Raw genomic sequence first — 17,063 nt, forward strand, 5'->3', positions numbered from 1 at the left:
ACACCTCCCTAATTTTTATTGCCTTTTGCGGCAGCTTCATAAAGTTTTTCTAATCGGTTTGAAACATGTGAAAATCCAAAATTTGTTTCTACAAATGCTCTTCCAGCTCTCGCTAATCGATTAGCCTCTAGTTTATTGGAAAGTAGATATGAAATTGCTTCTACAAATGATTCAGGATTTGAATAATCATCGATGAGATAACCATTTTGAAGGTGTTTTATAATTTCTGCATTACCACCTCTATTTGTAGTAATAATTGGTAACCCTGTACCCATAGCTTCATAATGAACTCTAGCCAAAGGCTCTTGCCATTGAGAACTACAGACGAAAAGATCACCAATTAAAAAATGTGAAGGAATATCTTTTGGGGGAATAAAACCTGTGAGGATTACTTTATCTTTACCAAGTGCTTCTGCTTGCTGATAAAGCTTTAATCCAAATTCATCCATTCGGTCATCACTAAACCATTTACTTCCAACAATTACTAATACTGTATCGCTATATTTTTCAAATACTTTTTCCATTGCTTTTAAAAGAATATCTGGACCTTTTACTGCACTTAATCGACCTACAAATAAAACAACACGCTTATCGTCTATACCATATTTTTGACGTAGTTCTTTTCTTTGGGCTAGTACATCTTTGTCCCAAACTGGTCTATATCGATTCAAATCAATTCCAGAATACACAGCTTTTATCTTTCTTTTGGCTGAAGGAAAACGTGATACGATAGTTTGTCCAATATATTCACTAATTGTCATTATTCGATCTACCGCTTTAATAACTAAATTTCCCATCTCAGTAGAGATTTTACCTTCCCTAAACATTTCATTGTGAAGACTCAAAACAAATCTACTCTCAGGCATTGAATTTTTATAAATTAGTAAGTCTCTTGGGCGATTAAATACATGAACTAAATCATAAAACTCCTTTTCTTTCCGTTTTTTTGATAATTCAATCCCAACGTTATACACATAATTTTGCTTTGGAACACGAACGTATTCGACTCTATCAACAACTTCTCTATCTGGAAGGTCAGGGTGAGTAATACCATAAATCGTTACTTCATGCTCTATATTTAAATACCGTGATACCCCATCAATTAATACTTGGATTGCACCTCCACCAACAGGAGGGACGGGAAACATTTCTGTACAAATGAGTGCGATTTTAATCGGAGACAACTCCTTTCAATAATTTAGTCATAGTTTATTAAACTTTTAGGACCTAACATTAATTTATGATTAATTCTTTGTAAAGTAACGGCGTATCTACTAAAAATGAAATTTACAAAAAATATGATATATTTGAATCCGCTTTTTTTTCGTTCAACAGGCAACTTCAATCCGGAGCAAAATGTCCCGTTATTAGAAAGGGATGCTCTTATTGAATAAATAGTCGTGACTATTAAATAAAAATTAAAAATGCCTGTATCTATGATCAATTGGTAATCAAAGATACAGGCTATTTATATCAGTAAATAATCGTATTTATATATTTTTAATAAATTTGGAATGCCTTTTTATATGAACTTGGGCGTTAAGGTGAAACTTCTCGATCATTAATGCCTTCAGAGTCTCCTACAGAAGTCTCGCACCTTATGAATTTCTTTTAAAATCGATAATCTTGTTTAGTAAAGCCCTTTGTTTATTTAATCATTTTTTAGACCATACCAAAAATTTCTCCAGATGTTCGAAATTCGTGGTTTCATTTTTTCGGCTCCATAATAGGATAGTTCGATAAATATGCCATCAATTAAACAATAATAAGACATAACAAAATCTTCAACATTACCAATTCGAATTTCTCCATTTTTAATACCTTTATCAATAACTGATCTTAATATAGTTGACATCGCTTCTTCTGATTCCATGAACTGTGTATGTAATTGTTCTTTTAATGGTTCAGGAGAAAAAAAGACAGCGCGGTTAACGAAAGTAGATTGCTCCTCGAACTCAATATAATATTCAAATGTTACGTTTAGAATTTGGTAAAGTTGTTCCTTCGCAGATAGTTCGCTTATTTCTCCCATCAGCCCGTCTACTTTTTTCACATGAAGCCATAAAATATTCTCATAAATGGTAAGAAAGATTTCTTCTTTACTTTTAAAATGGTTATAAATTGACGGTTTCTGAATTCCAACTGCTTTTGCAATCTCAGTTAAACTGGTACCTTCATAGCCATTTTTGGAAAATAGGGCAAGTGCTGCTGCAATAATCTTATCCTTTGTCATCTTCATCCTCCGAAACTAACTCCTGTTAGCTAGATTATAAACTCAAATCTTTGTGAAGTCTAAATAATGTTTAGATTTATTAAAAAAAGCTTCGTTTAGAGGAGACAAATCATTGTTCATGTTGTAGAAAAAATAATAAATCAAAGAGTGGTGAAAATAACAAAGCATAAACTGCTAACAAATTAGAGAAAGTGCAAATAAAATACCATACTCATAAGTTTCATGAGTAAGTAAAAAAGGAAAAAGGTGAAGATACTTTACTCATAAGGGGTTCATGAGTAAGTAAAAAAGGAAAATGAGGATCTATACTAACTCATAAAGGTGTCATGAGTTAGTATAGAAGCAAAATAATGAAATATACTAACTCATAAAGGGTTCATGAGTTAGTAAAAAAGCAAAATGATGAAATTACCTTACTCATAAAGGGTTCATGAGAAAGTAAAGGAGAATCTGCAATTAGTTTTCGTATTATTCAATATTTGGCAATGTTCAATACTCGGAAAAAAGCTCTGTCTAAAGAAAACAGAGCTTTTTAAATTACTTTGAGTTTTCTTTATTAATTTGCAATGTAGCTAAACTAGCAAATTCATGAACAAGTGTTGCAGCTAATAGTGATGTGATTTGAGTTGGGTCATAGGATGGAAGTACTTCAACGATATCAAAGCCAATAAAGTTGAAGCCAGTTAAAGAACGAATCATTTTTAATGTCTCCATACTATTGTATCCACCTACTTCAAGAGTCCCAGTTCCTGGAGCACAAGAAGGATCGACAAAATCAATATCAAAAGTTAGGAAGCAAGGTGTATCACCAATTACCTCTTTCATTTCATTTAAAATAGCTTCAAAACCACGTTCATACATTTCAGGAGTAGTAATAACATTGTAGCCAAGCTCATGGCTAGCATCTATATCTCCTGGATGATTCAACGTACCTCGAATACCCAATTGGAATACCTTGTTTGGGTTTAGAAGTCCTTCTTCGTGAGCACGAATAAACGGTGAACCGTGCCAATATTTTTCATCGTAGTATGTATCCCAGGTGTCTGTATGTGAATCAAAATGAATCATCGCAACTGGACCATGTTTTTTAGCCGCAGCTCGTAGGTTTGCTAATGTAATGGAGTGGTCGCCACCTAAGGCAATTGGAATAATGTTGCTTTCCATTAAATCAAACATTGCGTCTTCGATCAGTTTATAGCTTCGATGGATATTATGAGGAATAACCGATACATCTCCAATATCGATCGCATTACTATCGTCAAATGGATAAACCTTATGAATCGGATGATATGGGAATAAAGTCATAGAAGCTTGTCGGATTGCTTGAGGAGCAAAGCGTGCACCAACACGAAATGAAGCTGCAGTATCAAACGGCATGCCAACGATTGCTAATTTTGCATTTTCTCTAGCAGACGGTAATCTCATAAACGTTCCAGTTGTACAAAACTCAGGTTTTACATCAGGTGAAAGTGGATATTTCACAAAAATCATCTCCTAATTTTTTATTCCGGTTATTAACTACCGGTAGTTAGTTTAATATGATTATAGTTTATTAAATCTGAATAGTCAAACAATTAATTTGGAAAATGATGCTTATTATTGATTTAAAAAAGGGGCTTGTCTATTTAGACAGGTTTTTAATCCATTAAAAATTGCTTACGTCTTTATTTGAAATTCCTTGGGATATGCGAAGGGTTTTTGTAAATAATATGATTGTTTAACAATAATCTTAGGAGGGATTTTATGCCACGGAATCAGCAAGGTAAAGGGAATATGGGAACTAATATGCAATCAGGAACTAATCCACAAAAAGTAAAACAACAAATCCAAAATGATGTAAGCCATGGCCAAGGAGCAATGACTTCTCGTGAGGCAGGGGCAATGCGTGATTAAAAAACCACTTTTTAGTGGTAGCAGTGCATTTCACGTGTGTATCGTTTTTTTCGAATGGAAGAACAAATAATGAAAATTTGTAAAAAATGAACCGACCATTTCTGATCGGTTCATTTTTTGCATTTAATTGTTAAATAAGCTATTAATAAAGGCCACTTACTTCGAATTCATCGTTTTTTTTGAGGTTCGATAATTAAAATGTCGTTTGGATAAGTGTTTGTTAATGTTATACCGTTAAATCGATTGTTAAACTTTGCTTGTGTATTGTACATATTTTGTCTCCTTCAATGAACGAAATTTACAAGTACGAATTAACGTAAGTATTAGGAATGTTTAATGGTGTATATTTATTATAAAACTATAATAAATATACAAATAGTGTAATTTTGTCCAATACTACTTGCAAAATTTCGTCTAATACTATGTCATTGTGAAGGAAAATCAAACTTACTACTACTCAGCTGATCTAAGTAATGACTTTAGTTGTAAAATAAATTTGCAATTAGAACAAATAAAGTAGATACGACAATAAATCCAATTATAAAATATCCAATAAATCTAATCCCTTTTGGCTTGTTATCTAAGTCCAAACTATTCCTTTTTAAAGGGCTAACACCTTCTATTTTTTGTAGATCCTCTATTGGTGAATATATTCTGTGCTCCTCCAAATTAACTTTCCCATCAGAGATTTCGGTTTCATGTGATCTCTTCATAAAAATGCACCTACTTTTTTTATTTTGTTGAAGTTAATAATATTCCACAACCGATAAGTGAACCCTTTTTTCTAATTTAACTAAGTAGGTTAAAAATGGTTGTTTTTAATCAATATTCAATAATATGCTTTATCATTCTCTTTTAAAAAAGGAGAGATACCAAGTAATCTAGAATAATTAATGTACACGAAAAACTATAGAGATGGAGGGGGAAAATTATAATGATAAGTAGGTTTACTGCATGTTAAATAAATTGAAAATTCTGGATTTCACACGCCTTTTACCTGGTCCTTACGCAACTATGATATTAGCGGATTTAGGTGCAGAAGTATTACGAATCGAATCTCCATATCATCCCGACTTATTACAAACTTCACCTCCCTTTGATGGGGAGCAATCTGCCGCACATCAAACAATTAATCGTTCTAAAAAATCGATTACCCTTGATTTAAAAAGCAAAGAAGGTACTGAAATAATCCATAAGTTAGTGAAGGAATACGATATTGTCATAGAGCAATTTCGACCAGGAGTGTTGGAAAAGCTTGGCTTAAGTTATGAGCAATTAAAGAAAATTAACTCGAAACTAATTTACTGTTCAATTACTGGATATGGTCAATCAGGTCCATATCGAAATCGAGCAGGGCATGATAATAATTATCTTTCATTAACTGGTGTGTTGAGTTATTCGACTAGAAAAAATGAAAGCCCAGTTCCTATGGGCATCCAAGTTGCAGATCAAGTAGGTGGATCGTTACATTCGATTATCGGAATTTTATCTGCTGTTATTCATCGTGAGCAAACTGGAGAAGGACAGTGGATTGATATTAGCATGACAGATTGTACTTTTGCGTTGCAATCTTTAATGGGTTCTGGTTTTTTAACTCAACAAATTAATCCAAAGCCTGAGGAACATCTTTTAAATGGAGGCGTGTTTTATGACTATTATGAAACAGCAGATGGACGATTTTTTTCAGTTGGCAGTCTTGAACCTTCATTTCGAAAACAGTTATGTGAGGCATTAGAAATCATGCAATTTCTTCCTTATTCTTATAGTGAGGCTAAGGATGAGATAGATTTATTTAAAAATGAAGTAAAGCGTGCATTTAGTAAGAAAATGTTTAATGAGTTAAAAGAAATTTTTAGTAAATTTGATGCCTGTGTTGAGCCAGTTTTAACTTTTGAAGAAGCATGTCAACATGCGCAAGTAAAGGAAAGGGGGCTTTTAGTAAACGTCCAAAGGAATGACGGTACAAATCAATTGCAAATTGCTTCACCTTTTAAATCTTCTGTGTTTAATCCTACTTATCAACATGTTGGCGTAAAGCCTGGCACGAATACAATAGAGGTTTTATTTAATTTAGGATACGATGATCAAACAATTAATCGATTCATTGAAAAGGGAGTTATTAGGTCAGTTGATTGAATCTAAATTAGTTAAGATGGGGGTAAGCAAATGAGTTTTGGAAATGTATTATCGCTAAACGCACAAAGGCACCCAGACAAATTAGCATTAGTCTATCAAGACCGTACATACACATACAAGGAATTCAATAAAGTGGTTAATCGTTTTGCATGGGGATTACAGAAACTAGGTTTAAAAAAAGGTGAAAAACTAGCTTTAATGATGGCAAACTCTGATTTGTTTGCGATTAGTTATTGTGCTGCTGTAAAAATAGGAGCAGTTGTCGTACCAATTAACTTCCGTCTTGTTTCCAGGGAAGTTGAATATATTTTAGAGCAATCAGATAGTGTCATTGTGGTTTGTGATTCAGAACTAGAAAAAGTCGTTATAGATGCTTCAAAAACCTCATTGAAAGTAAGAAATGTCATTACTGCTCCAGCAACTTCATCGCCGGATTGTTTAAGCTTCTTTGATGTATTGTCATCAATTGATGAAGATCCCCAAGTAGAGATTTCCGGAGATGATGATTTTCATTTACTATATACTTCAGGTACGACTGGGCAACCAAAAGGTGCGCTTTTCGACTATAAACGAATTGAAAAACTAATCAATGGATTGAGTGCGGTAATGGGACAAAGCTGCCAGGATCGTCTTTTACATGTTGCTCCATTGTTTCATTGTGCTCAGCTTGTAATCTTTCTATTACCAGGTTTATATTTGGGAATGACAAATGTGATCCACCGAGACTTTAACCCAGTAAATGTATTAAAGGATATTGAAAAGTATAAAATTACTTTATTTTTTGGTGTCCCTACAATGTATAACTATTTACAGCAAGTCCCAAATGCTGACCAATATGATCTTTCTTCTATAAAAAGATGTGCATACGGAGCAGCTCCTATGCCACCTGAAATCTTAATGAAAAGTATGAAATTATTTAATACAAAACAATTCTTCAGCTTATGTGGATTAACAGAAGGGGGACCTACAGGGGTTTATCTTTCTCCAGAAGATCATGAACATCATTTAGGAAAAACAGGGAAAACACCTTTACTCTATACAATTATTAAAGTAGTCAATAAACAAGATGAAGAAGTTTTACCTGGTGAAGTTGGTGAATTAATCTTAAAAGGTGAAACAATCATGAAGGAATACTATAAAAAGCCGCAAGAAACAGCAGATACGATTAAAGATGGTTGGTTATATACAGGAGATTTAGCTGTAGTAGATGAGGAAGGATATATCACATTAGTTGATCGTAGTAAGGATATGTTAATTTCTGGTGGCGAAAATATTTATTCAGTTGAAATTGAAAATGTATTATATGAGCATCCTTCTATTTTGGAAGCAGCAGTGATCGGTACGCCTGATGCTAAATGGGGGGAGGTGGTAACTGGTATTGTTGTATTAAAACCAGGACATCGTTTATCTATTGAGGAGATTGGCTCTTTTTGCCGTGAAAGAATGGCAGGTTATAAGATTCCTAGAGTTGTTGAATTTATTGAGCAGCTTCCTCGAAATGCATCTGGGAAAGTTCAGAAGTTTATATTACGAGAAATGTATTGTAGTGCTAATTCAAAATAGAATTCAAAAAGAGTTCAAACTTTAGAAGTGAAAGTTTGAGCTCTTTTATTTGGTTCTTAATAAAGACCAGTTGTATATAGTGATGTGATCGTTTGGGCAATTTCTTCAATGGTATAATGTTGTTCATTTCGAACGATTTCCCATAAGTACATCTCATTTGTAAAAAACCAAGCACGCGCGACTAGTTCATGATTTAGTTCTTTTCTTGCTATTCCTGTTTCTTGTGCATAAGAAATATCGAGTGATATGCGATCAATAAACTTTTCACGAATCGTTTTCCATTTGTCTGAGATGATTTCAGATACTCCAATAGCTTGTTCAAAAATTTGCATCATATTTCGCTCATCTTCTGCCATTTTTAGAAAGGAAGTAGCTTGTTTATAAATAATCGATTCAGCGGATTCTTTCGTTTCAGGAAAAAAGTGAGTTTCGGCAATTTCATAAAACCTTTCCATTACATTTTCCATTAACACAATTAAAAGCTCTTCTTTACCTTTAAAGTGTACATAAGCTGTTCCATAGCCAATATCAGCTTTTTTTATCATTTGTGTTATCGTCGCCTTTTGAAATCCTTCTTCAAGAAATACTTCTTTAGCAGCTTCTAGTAGCTTTTGTCTTGTCATTAATGAACGTAATTGACGCTTAGATTCTACTTTGTCATTACTCATACTACGGTCCTCCAACATATGTTACCTCTAGCATATAGGTAAATTTATAAAAATGGAAGAAATGACAGAAAAACTATGTACGATTAATATAAAACCAGCTCTTTATAAGTAAAATTTTTATTATCAGAATATTTGACATGATGTCATTGACATGATGTCAGTTATTTTGATATGATTTTTTCACAATAGATTAATTAGTAGATTGATAGAGGAGGAACATTATGATTACGAAAGTTACAGAAACAACATTAGAATACGCCAAAAAGATGGACAGTCTTGATTCACTTAGACAGTATAGAGATGAGTTTTACTTAAATCCTGAATCAATCTATATGGATGGTAATTCTTTAGGTCTACTTTCTAAAAGAGCTGAACGTACTTTACTAGAATCATTGGAAGATTGGAAGAACTATGGAATAGATGGTTGGACAAATGGTAATCATCCATGGTTTTTCATGGCTGAAAAATTAGGAGAAAAATTAGCTCCTTTAGTTGGTGCTTCATCTGAGGAAGTAATTGTAACCGGTTCCACGACGGTTAATTTACATCAGTTAGTAGCTACTTTTTTCCAACCAAAGGGGAATCGAAAAAAGATATTAGCTGATGAACTTACATTCCCATCAGATATTTATGCACTTCAAAGTCAACTACGTATTCACGGATTAGACCCTGAGCTAGATCTAATTTGCGTAAAAAGCAAAGATGGACGTTATTTAGATGAGGACGACATTATTCATGCAATGACGGAAGAAATCGCATTGATTATTTTACCAACAGTTTTATACCGTAGTGGTCAAATTTTAGATATGAAGCGCTTAACTGAAGAAGCTCATAAACGGGGAATTTTAATCGGTTTTGATGGTTGCCATTCAGTTGGATCAATTCCACATTCTTTTAGCGAGTGGGATGTTGATTTTGCTTATTGGTGTAATTATAAGCACTTAAATGGTGGACCAGGTGGTGTAGGTGGATTATTTGTTAATCGCAAACATTTTGGTGCATTGCCAGGACTTGCTGGCTGGTTTGGTTCAAGAAAAGATAAGCAATTTGATATGGAACACACTCTAACTCCTGCTGAAAATGCTGGAGCTTATCAAATTGGAACTCCACATGTGTTAAGCTGTGCACCATTAATCGGATCTTTGGAGATTTTTACAGAAGCTGGAATTGATGCGATTAGAGAAAAATCACTTCGAATAAATCAATTTTTAATGGATTGTATTGAACAAGAATTAGCAGAAATGGGATTTTTCATTGGATCTCCTAGAGAAGATTCTCGTCGAGGAGGACATGTAAGTCTAGAGCATGAAGAAGCAGCGCGTATTTGTAAGTCATTGAAAGAAAACGGTATTATTCCTGACTTCAGAGCACCAAATATAATTCGTCTAGCACCAGTAGCGCTTTACACTTCTTACGAGGAAGTTTGGGAAGTTGTCCAAACACTTAAGAAAATCATGAATGAAAAGCAATATGAAAAATTTAAAAATGAACGTGAAGTTGTGGCATAAGTTTAGTTGGCTATCTAAGGGGACAAGGGGATGAGATTATGAAGAAATCCACCACTAATTATAAAATTGAAAACGAGCAAGAAAAAGGCTTAAAAAGGGATTTGAAAACTAGTCAACTAACGATGATTGCAATGGGTTGTGCGATTGGAACGGGGTTATTCCTAGGAAGCGGATTAGCAATAAAAACTGCTGGTCCAAGCGTATTACTCAGTTATGCAGTTGGTGCATTTATCGTTTTACTGCTCATGGGGTGCTTAGCAGAGATGACCGTTGCACATCCTACTAGCGGTTCATTTGGAACAATTGCCGAAAAATATATTCATCCTATGGCGGGATATCTAGTTCGTTATTCCTATTGGGTAGCACAAGTTCTTGCTGTTGGAGTAGAGGTAAGTGCAATTGCAGTCTATATGAAATATTGGTTTCCAACTGTACCTGGATTCGTTTGGATCACCTTTTTTGCAGCAGTATTAATCTATATAAATGCGACTAGTGTTAATACATTTGCAACATTTGAGTATTGGTTTTCAATGATTAAAGTAAGCGCAATTGTTGGGTTTATCCTACTTGGATCGTATGTTTTGTTTGGTTCATCTAACCATGCAAATATTGGTGTAGAGAACTTAACAAATGATGGAGGATTTATGCCATTTGGCTGGTGGGGCATGTGGGTAGCCGTCTTTATATCATTATTTAGTTTTCTAGGAACTGAAATGATTGCGGTTACAGCAGGTGAAGCAAAAGAGCCTGATATTGCTGTTCCAAAAGCTCTTAAAGCAACAGTTTTTCGTTTATCAATTTTTTATGTATTAACAATTGCAATCATGCTGATCATCGTTCCTTGGAAATCGGCAGGCGTTGATGAAAGTCCTTTCGTAAAGGTAATGGAAATATTAAATATACCTTTTGCATCTGGATTTATGAACTTTATTATTTTAACGGCAGCCTTATCAGCGATGAATAGCCAACTATATGCTTCAACCCGTATGGTTTATTCCCTTTCAAAAACTAATCATGCGCCAAAAATTTTAGGAAAAGTAAGTAAAAAAGGTGTTCCGGTAAATGCTCTAGCAGTTTCAACAATTGGTATTGTTGTTGCTGGAATTGTAAATGCAGTACTACCTGATTCCTCATATGCATTTATGATGGGAATTTCAATGTTTGGTGCGATGTTTACTTGGATGACAATCTTTATTTCGCATCTATTTTTTAGAAGGAAATGGGAACAATCAGGCGGGCGTAAATTACCAGTAAAAATGATCGGTTTCCCTTACTTCACAATACTAGGAGCAATTTTATTATTAGGATTAACAATTACTTCTTGGTTTACTGGCTTTAAGATTATGCTTCAATTCGGAATACCGTGGTTAATTGTATTATTTGTGGCTTACTTATTTATAAATAAAAATAAGGGTCAGAAAATTCAACGTAACGATGCAGTTTTTAAGGAGAAAGTAGATAAATTTTAAGGTCTTTCTAGTAATTAGGGGTGTTTCTCATTTTTTGAGACACTCCTTTTCTATTTAAAGATTATTTAGAGAAAAGAGAGGAGAAAATAATTAAGTGCAGAATTTTGTTCATAAGATTCTTTTATGCTAGTTTTTTTTAATAAAGGTATTTTCTAATTAGTAAATAGTACGATATTAATATTCTCGAATGGAGTTGAATGATCATTAATAGTAAAGTAGAACTTGAAAATTTATCAATTGCTTATAAGGATCAAGGGAAAGGGAAGGCAATCGTTTTAATTCATGGTTTTATGGGTAGTCATGCATATTGGGAAAAAGTAGTTCCAAAGTTGGCAGAGGATTATCGAGTAATCGCAGTTGATTTGCCAGGACATGGAGATTCTACTGCTATAAAAGAAGAGCATACAATAGAAGATTATGCAGATGTTTTGAAAGATCTACTAGATCAATTAAACATTAAGCAAGCAACTATGTTTGGGCACTCGCTTGGAGGCTATATAACACTTGCATTTGCGGAAAGATACTCTAATTATTTAAATGGATTTTCATTAATCCACTCTACTGCTTATCCAGATAGTGAGGAAGCAAAAAAAGGTAGAGAGGCAACTGCTGAAAAAGTCAAAAATGAAGGAGTGAAAAACGTAGTCGATGGGTTAATTCCGAAACTTTTCTCTCCAAAGAATATTCAAAAAAATAGTTCAGAAATAGATATAGCAAAACAGATCGGTTATAAAACTTCAGTAGATGGGACTGTTAAGGCTTTAATTAGCATGAAAAATAGACCTGATAGGAATCATGTACTTAATGATACGAATTTACCTGTTCTTTTACTTGCAGGTAAAGACGATCAGATTATTCCACCTGAAAAGACTTTTTCGGTCCAAAAAGAAAATATTAAGACTGCAACTTTGAATAACGCAGGGCATATGAGTATGTATGAGTCTCCTGAAGAATTAATAAAGGAAATAAAGGATTATTTAAGTTCGTTTTAACGGCAGAAAAATAGAACATGCAATGTAAATTATTTAAAAAGGCTTTTATTCAAGTACAAGATCTTGATGAAAAAGTCTTTTTTTATGCAATCAATTTTTAATAAACGTGGTAAATTAAGGTGTATTACTGTTAAGATTAATTAGACAAAGTACATAATGAAATCGTAAATAAAACAAATCTGTGAGTATTTGGGAGTGTAATAATGTATCGTATTGGACTGGTCGGCCCAGAGTGGTCTATAGAAAGAATTTTAAGTTTTTCTAAAGAATATGAACAAGAAATGAAGTTTTTCCCATTTGCCTATGAGGAGCCAGTAGAAACAAAAGAAATTGTAAAGAAACATGATCAAGATGTTGATGTCTGGCTTTTTTCAGGGCAATTACCATATAATATTGCCAAAAAAATACTACATTCTAGTGAAAAATTATTGTATATTCCTCATACTGAGGCTACGGTATATAAAAGTCTGCTTAATATTATGTATCATACTGGTAAGTTAATTAGGCAATTAAGCGTTGATATGCCAATGTATTCTAATCTATTAGAGGATGCTTTAGAGCAGCTGAATACCCCATTTGATCAGCTTTATATAAAAAGGTTTGAAGGAGAAGAGATAAATTTAGAGGAGATATTACAATTTCATCTTGAATTATGGGAAGCAAATAAAACTGAAGGTGTTTTGACTAATTTTCCAACTATTTATCAGGAATTAAAAAAACGTGAAGTTCCAGTAGAATGGATCTCTACTAGTAGAGTTGATATTCGACAAACATTAAAGCTATTAACGGAAAAAGTAAAAGGACTTTATTTTAAAGACTCTCAAATTGGAGTAGAGTTGATTGAAATAGAAAATTTTGAGGAGATTATTAAGAAAGCAAAATCACCTTATCATTTACAGCACATCGAGCTTCGTATTAAGAATGTGCTTCTAACACTTTGTGAACAATTAAATGGTTCTTTAATTGAAAAAGGGTACGGGAAATATTTAATTTACAGTTCTAGAGGTGTAATTGAACGAGAGATTAAAATGTTAGAAAATACGGTTGAACAGTTATCGTTAGAATCTGATTCAAAAGTCTCCGTAGGTATTGGTTTTGGGGAGACTGTTTTTTCTGCAGAGAAACATGCGATTGAATCAATTCAACAGTCAAAAGAAACGAATAATCGAAAGATCATAATTGTCCAAGAGAACGGAGAAATCACCGAGTCAGTTGGTAGAGAAGAAGAGTTTACATATGCTTATCGAACAGATGACCAAGAATTGTTGCAAAAACTTAAATTAGGCAATATTAGCGTGAAGACATTTCATAAAATCCAAAATCTCATTAAGAGAATGGGGTGGTCCGATTTTACAACAAAGAATTTAGCTGAACAGCTTAATATGACAGAACGAAATGCTAGACGCATAGTTGCAGATTTGTGTGAAGTAGAATTACTAGAATGTATTGGCGAGGAATCTTTATCTTTTCGTGGGAGACCTAGTAAAATCTATCGCTTTAAATAAACATTTCAAATTGGAGTGTTTATTTTTTTTGTAGAGTTAAATTTTGTTAATATTTTGAATTTTAAATAAAAAAGTATTGTAGAAACCGTTTTCACGTAATAAAATCAACATATAAGGAAAATGACCGTAAATATTCCTTAAAAACAATTTGAATGAATCTCGGAGGTGTTTCAATAGTGTATGAAATTTTTTCTGAATTAAGCTTAGATGAATTAGTTAGTTCGATTAACGACGAAGTGATTGAATGGAGAAGGTATTTGCATGAAAATCCTGAGTTATCCTTCCAAGAAGATAGTACTGCTCAATTTGTGTATGACAAACTAAAATCATTTGGAGACTTCGAAATTTCTAGACCAACTAGGACTAGTATTGTTGCTAGATTAATAGGAGATCATCCAGGAAAAGTCCTTGCAATTCGAGCGGATATGGATGCACTACCGATTCATGAAGAAAATAAAATTGAATTTAGGTCTAAAAAGGATGGAATTATGCATGCATGTGGTCACGATGGGCACACTGCGATGCTTTTAGGAGCAGCGAAACTTCTTTGTAGTTTTAAAAATCAAATAAAAGGTGAAATCCGTTTTATTTTCCAACATGCAGAAGAATTACCACCAGGTGGTGCAATTGAGATGGTGGATGCGGGGGTGCTTGATGGCGTTGATCTGATTATTGGGGCTCATTTAACGAGTAATTTGGAAACGGGTAAAATTGGGTTGAATTATGGACCTATTATGGCCGGGGCAGATATGTTTAAGATCAAAATTATTGGTGCAGGTGGTCATGCTTCACAGCCGAATCAAACAATCGACCCAATTTTAATTGGAACTCAAGTTGTAACAAATATTCAACACATTGTTTCAAGAAAGATTGACCCAATCGATACAGCTGTTATTTCAGTGACCCAATTTAATGGAGGAACTGCAGTAAACGTTATCCCAAATTTTGTTACAATTGGTGGTTCTGTTCGGAGCTTTAAACCTGAAGTTCGAAATAATATACCTAAGTTGATCGAACAAATTGTAAAAGGTATTACTGATGCTCATGGGGCAAAATATGAGTTTGATTACCATTTTGGATATTCACCGATCATTAATGATCAAGAAGTAACTAGTTTAATAGACAAAACTGTTTGTGAACTATTTGGAGAAGAAAATCGTGTATTAATTAACCCAATCATGGGAAGTGAAGATTTTTCAGCATTTCTTAATGAAGTACCTGGAGCTTATTTTTTTGTAGGTTCAAGAAATGAGACAAAGGGAATAGTATATCCTCACCATCATCCGAAATTTAATATTGATGAGAAAGCTTTAAAGGATGGAGTAAAGACCTTTGTTCAAGGAGCTTTTAACATATTAAATAACTAAAATTAAGGAGAATGCATATGAAAAAAATCTATTTACTTGGCTTTATACCGATTATTGGTTTTGTAATAGGTGCGTTGTTTTCAAATAAAGTTACTCCTTATGTACTTGGTATGCCATTTTTTCATTTCTCCATCGTACTATGGTCAGTACTTACTACTGCATTTTTAGGTTTAATCTATTTATTTGATCCTGCGAATAAAGAGGAGGAAATAGAATGAATACTGGTACTTTATTTATTTTCTTATTTTTTCTTATTTCGATTGTTATAGGTATATGGTCTAAAAAAGGGAAAGAAATGAACTTAGAACAATGGTCTGTTGGTGGCCGTGGTATGGGGACGCTTTTCATCTTCTTATTGTCAGCTGGAGAAATGTATACCACTTTTACCTTTTTAGGCGCAAGTGGTTCAGCATATGGTGAAGGAGGGTCCATTTTTAGTATCGTTTCTTACGGATGTATTGCAGCAATCATTTCATATTGGGCTTTTCCTGAGATTTGGAAATACTCTAAGAAACATAAATTAATTTCACAGTCAGATTTTATGGCAAAAAAGTATGATAGTCAGATCCTTGGAGTAATTGTTGCTATTGTTGGAATCGTCGCTTTATTTTGTTACTTAGTTCTACAATTTAAAGGATTAGGATACATAGTTGAGATTACGTCTTATGGATTTATTTCTTCTAAAATGGCCATTTTATTTGGTGCGTTAGGTGTTACTGTATTCGTTATGCTATCTGGTATACATGGTTCTGCATGGACTTCTGTTTTAAAGGATATTTTAATTCTCGCTATTATTCTATTTTTAGGAATTTATTTCCCTGTTCATTTTTATGGCGGTATTAAGCCGATGTATCAGGCTATTGAACAAGCGAAGCCAAACTTTACGATTCTTCCAGAACACGGTATGAACTTAACTTGGTATATTTCTACTATTATATTAAGTGGAATAGGGATGTATATGTGGCCTCACTCATTCCCACCAATTTTTGCAGCGAAAAATACAAAGGTTTTAAGAAAAAATGCAATCATCATGCCGCTGTATCAGTTAATATTATTATTTGCTTTTTTCGTAGGTTTTGCAGCAATCTTACAAATTAAGGGGTTGCAAGGTAGTGAAGGAGACAAGATTCTATTACTCCTTTCGAAAAAGACATTTGATCCATGGTTTGTAGGTTTAATAGGGGGGGCGGGAGTATTAGCTGCACTAGTTCCTGCTTCTATGATTCTAATGGTAATATCTACATTATTTGTAAAAAATATTTATCAAGTAATTGTACCTACTAAATCAGAAAGTCAGATTGCAAAACTAATAAAATTCGTAGTGCCGTTCATTACTCTAATAGGGGTGTATTTTACCTTTAAAGGTGGAAATTCTTTATTTAGCATTGCGATAGTTGCTTATAATTTTATCACACAGCTTGCTCCACCATTTTTCTTAAGTTTAATGAAAAAGAACTTTGTCACAAAATACGGAGCTATTACTGGGATTATATTTGGAGGAGCGATCGTTTCAATTTTTGATTTAGGCGAAAAGACCTTTGCTCAAACTTTTCCTCATCTTCCACAGCTAATGAAAGACTTAAATGTAGGGATTGTTGCACTAGTTATAAATGTACTTGTTATGATCGTTATTAGTCTTATTTCAAAAAATAGCATATCTGCGAATAAGAAGAGTAACATATTAGCTGGATAATAAGGGTGATTTTAAAGAAGAAAAACGTCGGGTCTA

15 protein-coding genes are annotated in these 17,063 nt (G+C 33.6%); 10 read left to right on the forward strand and 5 right to left on the reverse strand.

Features of this window, described 5'->3' with window-relative positions; all coding sequences use genetic code 11:
- Positions 1 to 8: 8 nt before the first annotated feature.
- From ABEY15_RS07565 to speB, 3 genes are all read right to left on the reverse strand, one after another.
- The gene (locus ABEY15_RS07565) at positions 9 to 1,184 is read right to left on the reverse strand and encodes a glycosyltransferase family 4 protein (RefSeq protein ID WP_429889509.1); all 1,176 of its coding nucleotides are present in this window, start codon (positions 1,182 to 1,184) and stop codon (positions 9 to 11) included.
- A 467-nt stretch (positions 1,185 to 1,651) separates the two neighbouring features.
- On the reverse strand, positions 1,652 to 2,233 hold the full coding sequence (locus tag ABEY15_RS07570; RefSeq protein WP_429889510.1) for a TetR/AcrR family transcriptional regulator: 582 nt from the start codon (positions 2,231 to 2,233) through the stop codon (positions 1,652 to 1,654).
- Between the two features lie 537 nt (positions 2,234 to 2,770).
- Complete coding sequence (speB, locus tag ABEY15_RS07575; protein WP_429889511.1) at positions 2,771 to 3,715, reverse strand: agmatinase; 945 nt, start codon at positions 3,713 to 3,715, stop codon at positions 2,771 to 2,773.
- 261 nt (positions 3,716 to 3,976) lie between these two features.
- Here speB and ABEY15_RS07580 point away from each other — a divergent pair, with 261 nt between their 5' ends.
- The gene (locus ABEY15_RS07580) at positions 3,977 to 4,126 is read left to right on the forward strand and encodes a hypothetical protein (protein ID WP_429889668.1); all 150 of its coding nucleotides are present in this window, start codon (positions 3,977 to 3,979) and stop codon (positions 4,124 to 4,126) included.
- Positions 4,127 to 4,605: 479 nt separating this feature from the next.
- Here the strand turns inward: ABEY15_RS07580 and ABEY15_RS07585 are convergent, their stop codons facing one another.
- On the reverse strand, positions 4,606 to 4,839 hold the full coding sequence (locus ABEY15_RS07585; RefSeq protein WP_429889512.1) for a hypothetical protein: 234 nt from the start codon (positions 4,837 to 4,839) through the stop codon (positions 4,606 to 4,608).
- 241 nt (positions 4,840 to 5,080) lie between these two features.
- On the opposite strand from ABEY15_RS07585, the gene ABEY15_RS07590 reads away from it, so the two are divergent.
- Entirely contained in the window at positions 5,081 to 6,262 is a 1,182-nt protein-coding gene (locus ABEY15_RS07590; protein WP_429889513.1) for a CaiB/BaiF CoA transferase family protein, read from the forward strand.
- 30 nt (positions 6,263 to 6,292) lie between these two features.
- On the forward strand, positions 6,293 to 7,825 hold the full coding sequence (locus ABEY15_RS07595) for a long-chain-fatty-acid--CoA ligase (protein ID WP_429889514.1): 1,533 nt from the start codon (positions 6,293 to 6,295) through the stop codon (positions 7,823 to 7,825).
- Positions 7,826 to 7,881: 56 nt separating this feature from the next.
- Here ABEY15_RS07595 and ABEY15_RS07600 read toward each other — a convergent pair whose 3' ends face one another.
- Positions 7,882 to 8,493 carry a TetR/AcrR family transcriptional regulator gene (locus tag ABEY15_RS07600; protein ID WP_429889515.1) on the reverse strand — a complete coding sequence of 204 codons (612 nt, stop codon included), beginning with the start codon at positions 8,491 to 8,493 and terminating at the stop codon, positions 7,882 to 7,884.
- Between the two features lie 221 nt (positions 8,494 to 8,714).
- On the opposite strand from ABEY15_RS07600, the gene kynU reads away from it, so the two are divergent.
- From kynU to ABEY15_RS07635, 7 genes are all read left to right on the forward strand, one after another.
- Positions 8,715 to 10,001, forward strand: coding sequence for a kynureninase (gene kynU, locus ABEY15_RS07605; protein ID WP_429889516.1), 1,287 nt, complete (start codon positions 8,715 to 8,717; stop codon positions 9,999 to 10,001).
- A gap of 38 nt (positions 10,002 to 10,039) precedes the next feature.
- Complete coding sequence (locus ABEY15_RS07610; protein WP_429889517.1) at positions 10,040 to 11,470, forward strand: amino acid permease; 1,431 nt, start codon at positions 10,040 to 10,042, stop codon at positions 11,468 to 11,470.
- 197 nt (positions 11,471 to 11,667) lie between these two features.
- On the forward strand, positions 11,668 to 12,462 hold the full coding sequence (locus ABEY15_RS07615) for an alpha/beta fold hydrolase (RefSeq protein ID WP_429889518.1): 795 nt from the start codon (positions 11,668 to 11,670) through the stop codon (positions 12,460 to 12,462).
- Positions 12,463 to 12,665: 203 nt separating this feature from the next.
- The gene (locus ABEY15_RS07620; protein ID WP_429889519.1) at positions 12,666 to 13,967 is read left to right on the forward strand and encodes a hypothetical protein; all 1,302 of its coding nucleotides are present in this window, start codon (positions 12,666 to 12,668) and stop codon (positions 13,965 to 13,967) included.
- Positions 13,968 to 14,143: 176 nt separating this feature from the next.
- Complete coding sequence (locus ABEY15_RS07625; protein WP_429889520.1) at positions 14,144 to 15,334, forward strand: M20 family metallopeptidase; 1,191 nt, start codon at positions 14,144 to 14,146, stop codon at positions 15,332 to 15,334.
- A gap of 17 nt (positions 15,335 to 15,351) precedes the next feature.
- On the forward strand, positions 15,352 to 15,552 hold the full coding sequence (locus ABEY15_RS07630; protein WP_429889521.1) for a DUF3311 domain-containing protein: 201 nt from the start codon (positions 15,352 to 15,354) through the stop codon (positions 15,550 to 15,552).
- Positions 15,549 to 17,027, forward strand: coding sequence for a sodium:solute symporter family protein (locus ABEY15_RS07635; protein WP_429889522.1), 1,479 nt, complete (start codon positions 15,549 to 15,551; stop codon positions 17,025 to 17,027). Before ABEY15_RS07630 ends, ABEY15_RS07635 begins: the two co-directional genes overlap by 4 nt.
- Positions 17,028 to 17,063: the final 36 nt, after the last annotated feature.

Source organism: Gottfriedia acidiceleris (assembly GCF_050457485.1).
Lineage (GTDB): Bacteria > Bacillota > Bacilli > Bacillales > Bacillaceae_G > Gottfriedia > Gottfriedia acidiceleris_D.